This is a genomic window from Streptomyces sp. NPDC091412, assembly GCF_044756885.1.
In the GTDB taxonomy this organism is placed as follows: Bacteria; Actinomycetota; Actinomycetes; order Streptomycetales; family Streptomycetaceae; genus Streptomyces.
This window is the reverse complement of sequence record NZ_JBIVTV010000004.1, coordinates 649,553-664,478: the sequence shown is the minus strand read 5'-3', so window position 1 is coordinate 664,478 and position 14,926 is coordinate 649,553. Positions and strand designations below refer to the sequence as shown.

The following is a 14,926-nucleotide window of genomic DNA, read 5'->3' as shown; positions in this document are numbered from 1 at the left end:
GGTGATCAAACCGTCCACGGCCATCCGGTTGTGGCAGGACCCGACGCCGCGCGGATCGGCGCGGCCTCCCGGGCCCCGCGCGACCCCGACGGCGTCGCGGCGGTACGCCGCGCGGCCGCCGTTCCGGCGGGGAGCGTGCCCGTTCACGAGGGGCACGAGTGAGGGAGGAAAGACCTTCCGCCACCGCGGGCGGCGCGGGGATGATGGGGGCAGGCCTGGGAGATGCGCGGGAGAACATGGTGCGTAGGAAAAGGGAGATGCGGCGGCTCGCCGACGCGCTCATCGACCCCATCCAGGTGCCGGTACCCGCCGACCCGGAGGTGCTGTTAACCGCGCTCGTCGACTCCGTCAGCGCCTGGCGGGGCCGCCGGGTCGTCGTCCGGCGGGAGGTGTTCCCGCCGCACACCGCCAGCGGGCTGTGGCTGGAGGGCGAGACCCAGGACGTGGTCGTCGTCGACCAGCGGGCCGCCGTGTGGCACCAGATCGTGATCTTCTGTCACGAGGTGTGGCACATGAACCGGCGGGAGGCCGACGCGGACGCCGCGCCCGCCGCGGGTCCGCCCCGGCCGGTCGCGGCGCGCACCGACTTCAGCCTGGCCGACGAGCAGGAGGCCGACCGGTTCGGCATGCTGATGGGCCGTCGGCTGCGGACCTGGCTGGAGGCGTCGGCGGACCCGGCGTTCGGCGACGGCCCCGACCACGGCCAGGACCTCGCCGGACGCATCGGGGCAGCGCTCAACTACCGGGGGAACCGGGGAGCATGAGCGGTCTGATCAACTACGTCAGCTGCGGTGTGCTGTGGCTGGGTCTGGCGGTGAAGGCCCCCGATCTGGCCCGCCACCGGAGCGATCCCTATCTCCGCGCGATCTGCGCGGTGCTGGGTCTGGGCGGCTTCTGCTTCCTCCTCGGGGCTCCGCCGACGGTCGGCGCGATCAACCGGCTCAGCGGTGTGCCGAATCTGGCCGCGCCGCTCACGTACGCGTCGATCACCGCGTACAGCGCGGCCTCCCAGGTCCTCGTCGTCCACTGGCGGGGCGGCGAGCACGTGCACCGGGTGGCCCGGCGCTGGATCGTGGCCTACGCGCTGGTGCTCGTCGGCATCGCCGTCACGTTCGCGCTCGGCGAGGCGCCGGTGGAGCGCCGTACCGACCTGGACACCTACTACGCGACGACGCCGTTCCTCGCCGAGATGATCGTGCTGTACCTGGTGGGGCATCTCTGCGCCGTCAGTGTCACCACGGTGTCCGCGCTGCGCTGGGCGCGCGAGGTGGCCGGCTGGCTGCGTGCGGGGCTGGTGGTGCTGGGGGTGGGGTCGCTGTGCGCCGGCGGGTACAGCGTGACCAAGCTCGTCGCCGTGGTCGCCCGCTGGTGCGGGCGGGACTGGTCGTCGCTCGGCACGAACGTCTCGCCGGCCGCCGCCGGGATGGGCGCCCTGCTGACGTCGGCGGGCATCCTGGTGCCGCTGGCCGGGCCCCGCCTCACCGAGTGGCGGCGGTCCCGGCTGGCGTACGCGCGGCTGGAACCGCTGGAGCGCGAGCTGGACGACCTGCTCACCCGCCGCTGTCTGCGGCTGCCGCGGCCGCGCTGGGCGACGCCCACCACTCGGCTGATGTGGCGTCAGACCAGCATCCACAACGCGCTCAGCTATCTGGACGCGTCCTTCGACCGGTGCCTGTACGAGCGCACCCACGAGGCGGTGCTGGGGTCGACCGGTGACACCGAGCGCGCCGAGGCCGCCGCGTGGGCGGCGGTCATCGCCGCCGCCGTGCGCGAGCCCGGCGAGCCGCTGCCCGGCGAGGCGGACCGGCTGACCGTCCGGGTACCGGGCCCGGCCACCCTGGTCCGCGTCGCGGACGCCCTGGCCACCCCCACCCCCGCTACGGCCACCCGCGTCCCCACCGGCCCGACCCCCACGACCACACCATGACCGACTCCCACGCGGCCCGACGACCGCCACGAGAATCTCCCGAAGCCGCGCCCACGGCCCACACGACGACCACACCCGCCACCACCACCCGGGGCCCGGCGGCACACCGGCCGTCCACGCACCCCCCGACCGCCCACCGGACCGACCCACGCGGAATCGCCACGCACGGCACAACAGCACCATCGCCCAGCCGACGAGCGACCTCCCCGCACGCGACCGCCACCAACTCGCCGTCCAGCAAGCGTGGGATCACCCCCCGCCCGGCACCCGCGCACCCGTCGGCCGCCCGCCGGACCGACCCGCGCGGCACCGCCACGCACGGCACCGCCACGCACGGCACAACAGCACCATCGCCCAGCCGACGAGCGACCTCCCCACACGCGACCGCCACCAACTCGCCGTCCAGCAAGCGTGGGATCACCCCCCGCCCGGCACCCGCGCACCCGTCGGCCGCCCGCCGGACCGGCTCGCGCGGGACCGCCGCACACGGAGCAGCGACACCGCCGCCCGGCGAGCGTGGAGCCACCCCGTGCCCGGCGCCCCGGACAGCCGTCCCCCGCGGGGGCGCCACACACAGAGCAGCGACACCGCCACCCGGCACGCGCGCGGCCGACCCGCGCCCCACCGCCGCCCCCCGGACGGCCGTCCGTGAAGCCGGGGCGGTCATGGGAGTTCGGGGTGGCAGCGCTGCGGGGCGGGTCGGGCGTGCGGGGAAGTGGTCGGCGTGAGTCTCGTCGTTTATCTGGCGGCCGGGATCTTCGGACTGTCCGCGACCGTGTTGCTGCGGCGGCCGCGCACCGCGGTGCGCAATCCGCTGACCATGTCCACGTGTGCGGCGATCGTCCTCGGCTCGCTGGTGTTCGTCTGTTCGGCGCCGCTGACGCTGGCCACCGTCAACGACCTCATGGGCATCCCCAACTTCGGTGCCCCGCTGACCTACGGGATGCTCTCCGCGTACAGCTGCTCGCTGCTCATCCTGCTGATCAACTGGCGGGGCGGACCGCGTGAGCGGGTGCGGCGCACGGTGCTGCGGAGCATCGCCGCCTACGCTCCGCTGATCGTCGTCATCGTCGTGCTGTTCATGCTGGGCGACGCCCGCACCGAGCGGCTGACCGACCTGGACACCTACTACGCCAACACGCCGTACCTGCGCGAGATGATCCTGCTCTACCTGCTCGGGCACAGCGCCGCGACACTGGCGGCGTGCGCGCTGTGCGTCAAGTGGAGCCGCGAGGTCACCGGGCTGCTGCGGGCCGGGCTGCGGCTGATCCTGGCCGGCTCGGTGCTGGACGTGGTGGGCTTCCAGCTGACCAAGTACACGGCGATCGCGGCACGTTGGACGGGCCACGACCTGGACGTGCTGTCCACGAAGGTCGCCCCGCCGATGGCCTCGCTCGGCGCGCTGCTGTGCTCGGCCGGCTTCGTGCTGCCCAGGCTGCTCCCGGTGGTCCTCGCCCAGGCGCGCGGCCTGCGCGACCACCGGCGGCTGGGCCCGCTGTGGTCGCGGGTGCGGTTCGTGTCCACTGCGCCCAAGCCGCCGAGCCCGTGGTGGCAACTGCCGCTCGCACGCCTCCAGTGGCGGGAGGTGTCCATCCACGACGCGCTGCTGGGCCTCGCTCCGTACTTCGACGACGAGGTCCGCGAGCGGGCGCTGGCCGCCGCCCGGCGCGCCGGCCACGGCGCCCACGAGGCGCGGATCGCGGCGGAGGCGGCGATGCTCGCCGACGCCGCGCGCCGCGCCGCCGCCCGCGAGGAGCCGCTCGCGGCGCCGAGCGGATACCGCCTCCACGCCACGGAGGTGTCCGGAACCAGCGGTCTCGTGGAACTGGCGCAGGCGCTGGTCCCCACACCCGCCGAAACCGCCGTACGAGCAGGAACGGTGAGGACCTCCCATGGCTGAGGCCATGGCCGACTCCGAGGAGCCCCATGCCCCGTAGAGCTGTCGTCATCGGTGCCGGACTGGCCGGCATGCTGGCCGCCGCCGTGCTCTCCGACGTCGTGGACGACGTGGTCGTAGTGGACCGCGACGACCTGCCCGAGGGGCCCGAGCACCGCCGGGGACTGCCGCAGGGGCGCCATGCCCATCTGCTCATGGCCGGTGGCCTGGCCGCCATGGAGGAGCTGATGCCGGGCGGGAGCATCCGGGAGCGGCTGCTGACCGCGGGCGCCCGGGAGATACCGCTGGGCCACGGCATGGTGGCCCTGACCCCCGAGGGCTGGCTGCGGCGCTGGCGGCACGACGGACCGCGGATGCTCAGCTGCACCCGCGCCCTGCTGGACCACACGGTCCGCTCCGCCGTCCTCGCCCACACCGGGGCGGTGATCCGCACGGCGCAGGCGGTCGGCCTGGTGGGCGACGCGCGGCGCGTACGCGGTGTCCGCGTCGCCACCCCCGCCGCGGAGGAGGTGCTGGCCGCGGACTTCGTGGTCGACGCGAGCGGGCGCGGATCGCGGGTGGTGACCTGGCTCCGCGAGCTCGGGATCTCCGGGGTGCGGGAGCGCGGCGTGGACGCCGGGCTGGTCAACGCCACACGCGTGTACCGCACGCCCGCCGGGGCCGAGCAGTTCCCGCTGACGATGGTGCAGGCGGACCCGTACGTGGGCCGGCCGGGCCGCAGCGGCATGGTGCTGCCGATAGAGGGCGACCGCTGGATGGTCAGCCTCGCCGGCTCGCGGGGCGGTGAGCCGCCGGCGGACCCCGACGGGTTCCTGCGCTACGCCCTCGATCTGCCGTCCCCCATCGTCGGCCGGCTCGTCTCCGGCGCCGAACCCCTCACCGACGTGTACATCAGCCGCAGCACCAGCAACGCCCGCCGTTACCTGGAGAAGCTGCCGCGCTGGCCGGAGGGCTTCGTGGCACTCGGCGACGCGGTGGCCACCTACAACCCGGCCTACGGGCAGGGCATGTCGGTGGCCGCGCTCGGTGCGCGGCTGCTGCGCGACGAACTGCGCCGCTCCGGCCCGGACGCGCCCGGTCTCGCCCGCCGTGTGCAGCGCGGCGCCGCCCGTCCGGTCGACGCGGCCTGGGCGGCCGCGGTCGGCCAGGACGTCTGGTACCCGAACAGCCGCGGCGCCTCGCCCGGAGCCGCCGACCGCCTGGTCACCGCCTACAGCCGCCGTCTGACACGGGCGGCCGCCGGCTCCTACCGGGCCGCGGCCGCCCTCTGGGAGGTCACCAGCCTGCGCACCGGGCCGCAGCGCCTCCTCCGCCCCGACACCCTCCTCGACGTACTGAACGGCCCTCTGCTCCCCCCGCTGGCGGGTCCCCCGCTGACCCCGGCCGAGCGCAAGATCCTGGAGGGACTGGACCGGGCGAACACCTGACCGGGCCCGACCGCCGAAGCGGGCCGGCGGTGTCAGCCCGCGAAGGCGGGTTGGGCCAGGCCCTGGCCCGCGTCGGGGACGACGAGGAGTGAGCCCGCCAGGGAATGGGGGGCGGCCAGGCCCGTACGGGCCGTGGTGACGTAGAGGTCGGTCAGGCCAGGGCCGGCGAAGGCACAGGCCGTCGGGCGGGAGACCGGGAGGTCGAGCACGCGGTCCAGGGTCCCGGCGGGGGTGTAGCGGCGGATCGCGGCGCCGTCCCACAGGGCCACCCAGACACAGCCGTCGGCGTCGACCGTGAGGCCGTCCGGGAAGCCGGCTCCCTCCTCCACCTGGGCCAACTGTCGTCTGCCCGTGATCCGTTGCCCGTCGAAGTCGAAGACGTCGACACGGCGGGTCGGTGAGTCGACGTAGTACATCAGGCGGCCGTCGGGGCTCCAGCCGGTGCCGTTGCTCACCGCCACGGCGGGCAGCACCACCTCGGCCGCGCCGTCGCCGGTCAGGCGGGTCAGGGTGCCGCCGCCCGGTGCCTCGTCGTAGCGCATGGTGCCGGCCCACAGGGAGCCGTCGGGTGCCACGGCGGCGTCGTTGCCGCGCCGGCCGGGAACCGGGTCGCGGTGCAGCCAGCGGAAGGCGCCGTCGGGGTCCACCAGGCCCACCCCGTCCCGGAGGTTGAGGACGAGCCCGCCGCCCGCGCGGGGCTTCGCCGCGCCCACGTGCTGCCCGGTCGTACGGACCGTGCACCGGCCCGAGGAGGGGTCGTAGCCGTGCACCCGGGAGGAGAGGATGTCGACCCAGATCAGCCGCCCGGCCTCCGGGTCCCAGGTCGGGCCCTCGCCCAGTTCCGCCCGCGCGCGGACGGCGACCTCGTACCCCGTCATGCCGTGCCCCGGTGGCCGAGCCGCTCCGACAGCTCGGCGGCGCCCTTCGCGGCGAGCCGCTCCAGCTCCGCCCGCCGCTCCTCGCTCCAGCGGATCATGGGCACCGAGATGGACAGGGCCGCGACCACCTGCCCGGTGCGGTCGCGCACCGGCGCGGCCACACAACTGACGTCCGGGTTGGATTCACGGCTCTCCACCGCCATGCCCCGCCGCCGGATCTCGCGCAGGGCCTCGCGCAGCGCGGCCGGGTCGGTGATGCTGTTCGGCGTCATCGCGACCAGTTCGGCGTCGTCCGGGACGCGCGCGCCCAGCTCCTTCTCGGGCAGGGAGGCGAGCAGCATCTTGCCGACCGAGGTGCAGTGCGCCGGGAGGCGGCGACCGGCCGCGGAGACCATGCGCACCGCGTGCGTGGAGTCCACCTTGGCGATGTAGATGACGTCGGTGTCCTCCAGGATCGCCACGTGCACGGTCTCGTCGCAGGTCTCCGCGACCGAGCGGGCGACCTGCTGGCCCTCGGCGGCGAGGTCCAGCTGCTCGGCGTAGCGGCTGCCGAGCTGGTAGGGGCGTACACCCAGCCGGTAGCGTCCGGGCTGCCCGGTCACGGGCACGATGTACTGGCGGGCGGCGAGCGTGGTGACCAGCTCGTGCACCGTGGTGCGCGGCAGTCGCAGCCTGCGCACGATGTCGGGGGCGGAGAGCGTCCCGTCCCCGTCGAGGAAGAGCTCGAGGATGTCCAGAGCCCGGGTCACGGCAGGTACGAGACGTCCCACGACCGGCCCCCTCCCTTGATCCAAGTGATTCCGAGTGATCCGAGTGATCCGATTGATCCAAGCCTGTGTTCGAAATATCAAAAGGCGGTCGGCATGACGAACACAGGCTAGTCACCGCGGAATGCGCGGGCAATGGGCGGGCGCGCGGGCATCGGGCGGGCGCGTGAGCAATGGGTGGGCGCGCGGACATTGGGCGGGCGCGCGGGCATCGGGTGGCAAAGGGCCGGGCGGAACGGGGTGGGCGACGATGGATCCCATGACCACGCCCTCCGGAAAGCGCCCCGCCGGCCCCTTCACCCCGCTGGACTTCCAGTTGGTGCTGCTGCGCCGCATGGCCGACCACAACCCGGACCTGGTGGAGGACGCCCGCCGCACGCTGGGCGCCTCCCGGGCGCAGATGCGCGAGGCCAACAAGCGCTGGCAGGCGATGGCCCGCTCACCACGGTCCCGCTCGGCGGCCTCCCGGTACCGCTCGATCCTCGGCGAGCCCGAGTCGACGACCGCCCGACGCATCGGCGACCTGGACTGCGAGGCCCGCAGCTGGCCCGTCCCGCTCTGGCCCGATCTGCGCCTGGAGGTGCTGGCCGCCCCGGACGGCCGGGTCTGGAACGAGTGGCTGGTGCGCGCCCCGGGGGCCGCGGGACCCGACCTGAGGACCGTGGCCGACCTGACCCCCTGGTCCTGCACGGTCGACGAGGCCGCCCGCGCCTTCGCCCCGGCCCGCCCCCTGGAGGGCACCGCCCCGACCCGCTGGGGTCTGTCCTTCCAGGCCCCGGACGGGCAGGGCGTCCGCCGGGAGGTCGTGGCCGAGTTCACCTGGGGCCTGCTGCAACGGACGCGGATCGGCGGCGGGTGACCCTGCCGGGGGCGGTCGCCCGGCAGCGGCTCAGTCCGCGGCGGCCAGGATCGCCTCCGTCACCGCCGCCACCGACTCCGGATGCAGCCACAGGAACAGGTTCGGCTCCACCAGCTCCAGCTCCATGAGACGGGGTTCGCCGTCCTCCCCGTCCACCAGGTCGACCCGGGCGCAGAGCAGTTCGGGGGCGCCGGGCACGGCGCCCAACGCGCGCTCGGCGACGGAGAGTTCAGCCGGGGTCGGGGTCCACGGCGCGATGCCCGGGTGGGCCGCCTTGCGCTCGTCGTAGGCGATGCCGGGGGCGAGGACGGCGCCCTTGCGGCCGGCGTACAGCAGGCGTCCGCCGAAGAACTGGAGCGCCCGCTCCCCGCCCGCGTCGATGCGCCGCATGTACGGCTGCACCAGGGCCGTGAGCCCTTCGGCGTGCATCCGCGCGAGCTGTCGTACGGCGGTGTCACGCTCGTCGGGCGTGTACCGGGCGGCGAAACGCGCTCCGGCCCCGGACGCCGGTTTGATCACGTACTCGTGGTCGTCGGGCAGGTCGGCCGGGTCTCCGGGAGCCAGGTACCGGGTCGGCACGACGGGCACACCGGCCGCCCCGAGCTGACCGAGGTACCGCTTGTCGACGTTCCACCGCACGACCTCGACGGGATTGGCCAGCCGCGTCGCCTTCGCGCACCGCTCGGCCCACTCCGTGAACTCCCCCACCCGCCAGCTGTAGTCCCACGTCGACCGGATCACGGCGAGATCGAACCCGCCCCAGTCGGCCCCGGGGTCGTCCCACGCCACGGCCCGTGCCTCGGCCCCGGCCGCCTCCAGCGCCTCCACCAGCACCGGAAGGTCCGGGTCGTCGCTGATACCGGGCGCGGGCCGGCAGGTGACGAGCGCGATGCGGGGCACGGTGGGGCTCCATCCTCGTAGTCCCTCGTGGATGCGCGTTGGATCCGTGCAGATCCACGCGGATCCTGGTACGAGGCGTCGAACAGTGACGGGCCCGCAGGCTAACAACCTCCCCTGTCGGCGCGTGCGGTCGCCCCTGGTGCAGGAACGGAGTCACCGGTCCCGGCCAGTCGGCCCGTACGAGAGTCGCAGAGTCGCAAGGAGTCCCTTACGTGCCCTCCGGGCTCTTCTCCCGCCCCCGTCCCCGGACCCGGTCAGGACGGGGGACGGTCCTCCTGCCCGATCCCCACCGCCCGGACGACCTCCTGCCGTACCGAACCGCCCCGGTCGTCGCCCGCGGTGGCCCGCAGCGAGACGGACGAGGCGCCGCGCGGCACCGACAGGGTGCCGCGCCAGGAGGCGTGGCCGCCGGTGAGCGGGACCGGCCGCCAGGTCGCGCCCTCGTCGTAGGACACTTCGAGGCTGCCGTCACCGATGGTGCCGGTGCCGGTCGCGCCCGCCACGTACCGGGCGCGGACGCCGACCGGCACCCGGCCGCCGCCCCGCAGGTCGCCCGCGAGGTCGGTGCCGATGTCGAAGGCGAGGTTGATCAGGGGCAGGGTGGTCCAGCGGTCCTCGGGGGTGGCAGACGAGCGGAACGTCCACTCGGCGTGCCCCCTCGTGGCGAGCCGCCACCTGCCGGCGTCCAGCGCGGTGTCCGTGACGAGCCGGTACGTGTGCTCGGCCGGGGGCGCGTCCGTCACGAACACGGCCGCGCCCGTGCGCCGGTCGGCCAACTGCCCGTCCAGATGGACCGCCGTCGTCTGGGACATGCCGCTGTCCGCGCTCCACACGTCCCCGGAGCCGGTGTGGTCGGGCCCGGAGTCGCCCCAGCCGGGCACGTTGAACTGGAGCCGGTCGCCCGCCCGTTGCTGCCCCCAGTCGATTCCGGTGCCGAGCCACGGGTGCCAGACCGGCTTGAACCAGTCGAGCACGGGGTGCGTTCCGCCCTCGTAGCGGACCCGGCCACCGCGCTGCTCCAGCGTGCCGTCGCCGACCGTCACCGACTCCTGCCAGCGCTCGCCGGGCCCGGTGGAGACGTAGTCGGTGCGCTCGGCCGGAAGGTCGATCCGCTCCTGGAAGCCGATGCCGACGGGGAAGGTGTCGGTGACCGCGTACCGGAACTCGCTGCCGCCCGTCGGCCGCGCCGCGTGGAACCTGGTCCGGATCGCGGCCAGTTGGCGAGGGCCGGGCGCGTACGTCAGCTCCGTGTCGGGGATCGCCCCGCGATGCCCCCGCGAAAGGTCGTACACGTACGGGGTGTTCCGTGTCCCCGTCATGTCGACGCGACCCGCGGTCCGCAGCCGTGCCGCGTCGGCGGCGTCGACCGTGGCGATCTGGAGGGGGCGGTCGGCGTTGTCGTCGGTGCCCCACCAGGCGCTCAGCCGGCCGGGCAGGTCGTCCGTCACGAACAGGGCCTTCACGCCCGCCTCCTGGGCCGCCTGGGCCAGTGCGGCCGGTTCGGCGGAATCGGTGAGCCGGGCCAGGACCGCCTTGCCGCGTACGTCCCCGCCGGTGAAGTCCCCGTCGCCGACGTCGACGAGCGGCAGCCTGCTGCGGCCCTCGATCAGCGTGCCGCCGGGCTGGACGAGCGCCTCGCCGACGCCCTTGACCTCCAGCGGCGGCTTGCCGAGCCGCCACACGGTCCGGTACTCGAAGGTGCCCCGCGTGACCGGCTCGGTCGGCGCGGCGAAGACGCTGTCGTACGCCACGGGCACCTGGACGGCGCCGAACAGGTCGGAGCCGTCCGCCGTCCGGTCGTACTCCATGAGCAGTTGCCGGGTCTCCGTGCGCCGTCCGGTCTCGGCCCTGATCTCCCGAAGGCGGCGCCCGTCCAGGGTGACGTCGCGGTCCCGGTCCAGCGTGATCTCGGGGGCCGCGAGGAAACCCAGGCCGAGGGAGTCGGCACCGTGGCCGCCGCGTACGTCGAGGAAGGAGGTCAGGCTGTACGTGCCCGGCTCGAGGCGCAGGCGGAGGGTGCCCGAGTCGCCGACGTGCGCGGGGTACGGATCGGCGCCCGCGGCGAGCCGCTGCACGGTGAGGTCGGCGGGCACGGGTGCGCCGTCGCGGTCCGTGACCCGCACGGTGAGCGTGTACCGCTCGTCCTCCTTGACCAGCCCGAACACGGTGTGCGCGACCGGGGTGCCGGACGCGGAGGCCACGATCCGCCCGGTGGTCCCGCCCACCGGCGCCTCGGCCGCGTCTCCGGTCACGGTGGTGGTGGCGGTGCCGTGGGCGGGCACGGTGAGCGCGGAGGCGGCGAGGGTGGCCACGCTGTCCGGGGCGCCCTGGACGGCGAGACTCAAGTCGACGTCGGTGTCGGAGGAGTTGGCGTAGGTGAGCGTCCTGGTCACCGGCTTGTCCGTGTCGGGGGGCCAACGGTGGAACCCGAGGTCGGCGCTTCCGGTGGCGGTGATCCGCGCGTGCACGGCGTCCGGGACGCTCACCCGGCCCGCCCCCAGCAGGTAGGCGGACGCGTCGAGTTGCCTCGACGTCGACATCAGCGCGTCCTTGATCCGTTCGCCGCTCCAGTCGGGGTGCTGCTGGGCGAGCAGCGCGGCGGCACCGGCGACATGGGGCGTCGCCATGGAGGTGCCGCTCATGGAGGTGTAGGCGCCGTTGCCGGGCGCGAGCCGGGAGCGGGCGGCGAGGATGTCGACGCCGGGTGCCGCGAGGTCGGGTTTGAGGGCGTTGTCGCCGGTGCGGGGCCCGGCGCTGGTGAAGTGGGCGGCCCGGTCGGAGGGGTCGACCGCGCCGACGGTGAGGGCGGCGTCGGCGGAGCCGGGCGAGTCGATGGAGGAGGGGGCGCCGGTGTTGCCCGCGGCGACCACGAAGAGGGCGCCGGTCTCCCGGGAGAGGGTGTCGACGGCCCGCGCCATGGGATCGGTGCCGTCGCTGGGCTCGCTGGAGCCGAGACTCATGGAGACGATCCGCGCGCGCACGTCCCGGGCGGCCCACTCCATCCCGGCGATGATCTGCGACTCGCTGCCCGACCCCTGGTCGCCGAGCACCTTGCCGACGGCGAGGGTGGCGTCCGGGGCGACCCCCTTCTCCGCACCGCCGGAGGCCGCGCCGCTGCCGCCGACGGTGGACGTCACATGGGTGCCGTGGCCGTTGCGGTCGGCGTCGCCCTCGCCGTCGACGAAGTTCCTGGTGACGGCGACCCGTCCGGCGAGGTCGGGGTGGGAGGTGTCGACGCCGGTGTCGAGGACGGCGACGGTGACGCCCTGGCCGGTCAGGCCGGACGCCCAGGCCTCGCGGGTGCCGATCTGCGCGTTGCTCTCGGCCATGTCTGCGGTGACCCGCCCGTCGAGCCACACCTTGTCGATACCGCCGGACGGGGTGCCGCGCCCGGTGAACTCCCGCCAGAACACCCGCCCCTTGGCGGCCTCCACGGCGGTCCCGCGCACACTGGTGAGACTCCGGGTCCGCTCCGTCCCGCGCAAAGTCGCCGCCCGGACGCCCTTGCCGTAGGTCACGATCAGCGGCAGCTCGCCGGTGCGGGCGTCCGCGAGCCCCTGCCGTAACAGCGTGTCCACGTCGAACAGTCGCCGGTCCAGCCGGCCCCCCCGCAGATACGGCAGGGCCTCGTCCGGTACGACGCTCAGGGCGCCGCCCGCCATCTGCGTGCGCACGGCACCCGTGGCGCCCGGGGGCCGGCGCACCGTGACGGTCCTCTTCCCGCCAGCGAGGTCGGTGACGGTGACCTTGTCTCCGGTGACGAGGGTGACGGTGCGGGCGCCGCCCGGGGTGGCCGCCGGGGAACCGGGCGGCCCCGCGGGCTGCCGCGCCGCCGCCGGTCCGGCCGGCAGCAGGGCGATCACGAGCCCGGCCGACACCAGGGCCGCTCTCCGTCCGGGGGATCCTGCGCGCATCCTGCCTCTCCTCTCCGCGCCACACGTCCTCGGTGCTGCGAAGAGTGGCAGAACCCTTGTGTGGTAGGGGAGTTGGAAGACGACAGCGAGTCGGCGCCTGGCGGGTTCCCGCCAGTGGGACAGGCCCCGGACGGCCGGCGGCGGAAGCCGTCCCTGTGTCCCTGACTCTCACTTGTTACGCACGGAGCGCCGGAATCCACCCGTCCAGCGGCGCCCCGCCCGGCCCCCTTGAACAGGCGCCCGTACCGGCGCGACCGCACGATGCCAGGGAGGCCGCCGCACGGTGGCCGCCACGGTCCGCGCTCTCAGGAGGCTCCGCCATGTCCGCCAGTCTGGAGCAGTTGCGCCGCTGCCACTTCGCCGTCGACCTGGGAGCGGCCCGGACCCGTGTCTACGTGAAGGGCCCGGGGCTCGTCGTCGACCAGCCCTCCGTCGCGGCCGTGAACACCCGTAACGGAGCCCTGATCGCGGTCGGCGAGTTCGCGGAGAGGATGACGGGCCGCACCCCCGCCTACATCCGGGTCGTCCGCCCGGTCTCCGGCGGCACGGTCGTCGACATCGAGATGGCGCAGCGCATGCTGCGGCACCTGCTCGGCGACGGGATGCGCCGCTCCCTGCGCCGCAAGGCGCCCCGGCTGCGGGCCGCCGCCTGCACCCCGCACGACGCCGATCCGCTCGCCCAACGGGCCACGATCGAGACGCTCGTCGGGCTCGGCGCGCGCCGCGTGGAACTCGTCGACACGCTGATCGCCGCCGCCGTCGGCTGCGGGCTGCCCGTGGAGCGGGCCGAGGCCACCATGATCATGGTGTGCGGGGCCGCGGCCACCCAGGTGGCCGTCCTCTCGCTCGGCTCGATCGTCACCGCCGAGCGCATTCCCGTCGGCGGGGAGGCCGTCGACCACGCCATCGTGCAACACCTGCGCCTCGCACACGCGTTGATGCTGCCCAGCCAGTCCCTGCGGCCGCTCCAGATCGCCCTGTCCGGGAACGGGCTCACCCCGTACGGCCCGGCGTCCACCGAGATCCACGGGCGGGACGTGGCCACCGGACTGGCCCGGTCCGTGCGGATCGACACCGCCGCCGTACGGGTGGCCATCCAGACGCCGCTGACCGCCGTGCTCGACGGCATCTACAAGGTGCTGCGCGTGTGCCCGCCCGATCTGGTGGCCGACCTCGCCGACCGCGGGATCATGATGGTCGGCGGTTCCGCGCTGCTGCCGGGCCTGGACCAGATGCTGCGCGAGGCGACCGGCATGCCGGTGCACATCGCCGAGCGCCCCGACGTGTGCGCGATCCAGGGGCTGGGCGCGATGCTGGAGGGCGAGGTCGAGCCGCTGGTGCTGAACCCGCTGGGCGCGTAGGCGCGTTGACCGGTCGGGTCACCCGGGCCCCGGTGGCGGTCGGTCGGCGAACCAGCAGCGGACGGTGGTGCCCTCCGCGCCCGAGTGCACGCGGACCAGGTCGGCGACGAGGTTGACCAGCAGCAGACCGCGTCCGCCGCGCTGCTCGCGGGGGACGGGCCGGCGACCGGCCAGCGGATCGTCCAGGCGGCCCTTGTCCCGCACCTCGCACAGCACGCAGCCGTCCTGCGCCCACACCCGCAGCTCGCCCGAACCGCCGCCGTGAACCACGCTGTTGGTGGTCAGCTCGGCCACGGACAGGGCCAGGTCCTCCAGCCGGGTGGCCGCGGGCCCGAGCCGCGCGCCCTCGGCGACGGCGACGTGCCGGGCCTGCGACAGCGTCTGCTCCGTGAAGGAGAAGGACAGCGCGTCCGGCACCGGCGGCAGCGGCTTGTTGTACCGGTCGACGACCTGCTCGGGGGCGTAGGCGGCGCTCTCCCGGTGCCCGGTGCCGCCGGAGGGGATGACCACGGGGTGGGTGGCGTGCGCGTCGGCGAGGGCCCGCCCGTCGAGGCGGGTGGCGTCGTAGGGGCACAGGATGGTGACCTCGCGGCCCTGGAAGGCCGGGTTGATCAGTGCCTCGTGCTGGGCGCAGGCCGGGTATTCGACGGACGTACGGCCGGCCCAGACCGGCTCGCCGATGATCCGCACCCGGCGGCCGGGCGGCTGGGCGTCGGCGAAGGCCCGCAGCACCGCGGGGATGATCCGGCCGGGGTTGCGCCCGACCTCGCGCATGTCGAGCAGCCGTACGGACCGGGCGTCGGCACCCAGACCGGTCTCGATCAGACGGAGGTTGTCGCCGGGGACGGCCACCGCGACCGGCTCGCCCGACGCCAGTCCGTCGCGCACGAAGGGCACGGTGCCCGCGAGGTACTCCCGCTCGTCCCGGTAGAACAGGGCGGGGTGGACGAAGGGTTCCGCGGTCGCGGTCATGACGTCGACACCTCCATCCCCGGC

At 74.7% G+C, this 14,926-nt stretch carries 12 protein-coding genes; 7 read left to right on the top strand and 5 right to left on the bottom strand.

Features of this window, described 5'->3' with window-relative positions:
• Positions 1-30 precede the first annotated feature (30 nt).
• The 5 genes from ACIQMV_RS14230 (at position 31) to ACIQMV_RS14210 (ending at position 5,251) form a co-directional block, all read left to right on the top strand.
• Positions 31-162 (top strand): hypothetical protein, encoded by a 132-nt coding sequence (locus ACIQMV_RS14230; protein WP_402592847.1) that lies wholly within the window; start codon positions 31-33, stop codon positions 160-162.
• A 95-nt stretch (positions 163-257) separates the two neighbouring features.
• Complete coding sequence (locus ACIQMV_RS14225; RefSeq protein WP_398224557.1) at positions 258-764, top strand: toxin; 507 nt, start codon at positions 258-260, stop codon at positions 762-764.
• A complete protein-coding gene (locus ACIQMV_RS14220; protein WP_402592846.1) occupies positions 761-1,927 on the top strand; it encodes an MAB_1171c family putative transporter in 1,167 nt (388 codons plus the stop codon). The genes ACIQMV_RS14225 and ACIQMV_RS14220 overlap by 4 nt, the downstream gene beginning before the upstream one ends.
• Before the next feature lie 724 nt (positions 1,928-2,651).
• Positions 2,652-3,827: an MAB_1171c family putative transporter gene (locus tag ACIQMV_RS14215; RefSeq protein WP_402592845.1), complete on the top strand. Its 1,176-nt coding sequence runs from the start codon at positions 2,652-2,654 to the stop codon at positions 3,825-3,827.
• A gap of 26 nt (positions 3,828-3,853) precedes the next feature.
• Entirely contained in the window at positions 3,854-5,251 is a 1,398-nt protein-coding gene (locus tag ACIQMV_RS14210) for an FAD-dependent monooxygenase (protein ID WP_402592844.1), read from the top strand.
• Between the two features lie 32 nt (positions 5,252-5,283).
• On the opposite strand, the gene ACIQMV_RS14205 is transcribed toward ACIQMV_RS14210, so the two are convergent.
• The gene (locus ACIQMV_RS14205; RefSeq protein ID WP_402592843.1) at positions 5,284-6,129 is read right to left on the bottom strand and encodes an SMP-30/gluconolactonase/LRE family protein; all 846 of its coding nucleotides are present in this window, start codon (positions 6,127-6,129) and stop codon (positions 5,284-5,286) included.
• A complete protein-coding gene (locus ACIQMV_RS14200) occupies positions 6,126-6,899 on the bottom strand; it encodes an IclR family transcriptional regulator (protein ID WP_141361179.1) in 774 nt (257 codons plus the stop codon). Before ACIQMV_RS14200 ends, ACIQMV_RS14205 begins: the two co-directional genes overlap by 4 nt.
• A gap of 247 nt (positions 6,900-7,146) precedes the next feature.
• Between ACIQMV_RS14200 and ACIQMV_RS14195 the strand changes: the two genes are divergently transcribed.
• The gene (locus ACIQMV_RS14195) at positions 7,147-7,755 is read left to right on the top strand and encodes a hypothetical protein (protein WP_401771197.1); all 609 of its coding nucleotides are present in this window, start codon (positions 7,147-7,149) and stop codon (positions 7,753-7,755) included.
• A gap of 30 nt (positions 7,756-7,785) precedes the next feature.
• Here ACIQMV_RS14195 and ACIQMV_RS14190 read toward each other — a convergent pair whose 3' ends face one another.
• Together ACIQMV_RS14190 and ACIQMV_RS14185 are read right to left on the bottom strand one after the other, a co-directional pair.
• Positions 7,786-8,655 (bottom strand): RimK family alpha-L-glutamate ligase, encoded by an 870-nt coding sequence (locus ACIQMV_RS14190; RefSeq protein WP_402592842.1) that lies wholly within the window; start codon positions 8,653-8,655, stop codon positions 7,786-7,788.
• A 254-nt stretch (positions 8,656-8,909) separates the two neighbouring features.
• Positions 8,910-12,569: a S8 family serine peptidase gene (locus ACIQMV_RS14185; RefSeq protein ID WP_402592841.1), complete on the bottom strand. Its 3,660-nt coding sequence runs from the start codon at positions 12,567-12,569 to the stop codon at positions 8,910-8,912.
• 320 nt (positions 12,570-12,889) lie between these two features.
• Here ACIQMV_RS14185 and ACIQMV_RS14180 point away from each other — a divergent pair, with 320 nt between their 5' ends.
• Positions 12,890-13,930 carry a rod shape-determining protein gene (locus ACIQMV_RS14180; RefSeq protein WP_402592840.1) on the top strand — a complete coding sequence of 347 codons (1,041 nt, stop codon included), beginning with the start codon at positions 12,890-12,892 and terminating at the stop codon, positions 13,928-13,930.
• A gap of 18 nt (positions 13,931-13,948) precedes the next feature.
• Here the strand turns inward: ACIQMV_RS14180 and ACIQMV_RS14175 are convergent, their stop codons facing one another.
• Positions 13,949-14,902: an anti-sigma factor RsbA family regulatory protein gene (locus ACIQMV_RS14175; protein WP_402592839.1), complete on the bottom strand. Its 954-nt coding sequence runs from the start codon at positions 14,900-14,902 to the stop codon at positions 13,949-13,951.
• Positions 14,903-14,926: the final 24 nt, after the last annotated feature.

Excerpts from the sequence above, each read along its gene's own strand:
- ACIQMV_RS14220 (WP_402592846.1), top strand. The coding sequence starts at position 761 with ATGAGCGGTCTGATCAACTACGTCAGCTGCGGTGTGCTGTGGCTGGGT.
- ACIQMV_RS14195 (WP_401771197.1), top strand. The coding sequence starts at position 7,147 with ATGGATCCCATGACCACGCCCTCCGGAAAGCGCCCCGCCGGCCCCTTC.
- ACIQMV_RS14180 (WP_402592840.1), top strand. The coding sequence starts at position 12,890 with ATGTCCGCCAGTCTGGAGCAGTTGCGCCGCTGCCACTTCGCCGTCGAC.
- ACIQMV_RS14225 (WP_398224557.1), top strand. The coding sequence starts at position 258 with ATGCGGCGGCTCGCCGACGCGCTCATCGACCCCATCCAGGTGCCGGTA.
- ACIQMV_RS14185 (WP_402592841.1), bottom strand. The coding sequence starts at position 12,569 with ATGCGCGCAGGATCCCCCGGACGGAGAGCGGCCCTGGTGTCGGCCGGG.
- ACIQMV_RS14205 (WP_402592843.1), bottom strand. The coding sequence starts at position 6,129 with ATGACGGGGTACGAGGTCGCCGTCCGCGCGCGGGCGGAACTGGGCGAG.
- ACIQMV_RS14175 (WP_402592839.1), bottom strand. The coding sequence starts at position 14,902 with ATGACCGCGACCGCGGAACCCTTCGTCCACCCCGCCCTGTTCTACCGG.
- ACIQMV_RS14210 (WP_402592844.1), top strand. The coding sequence starts at position 3,854 with ATGCCCCGTAGAGCTGTCGTCATCGGTGCCGGACTGGCCGGCATGCTG.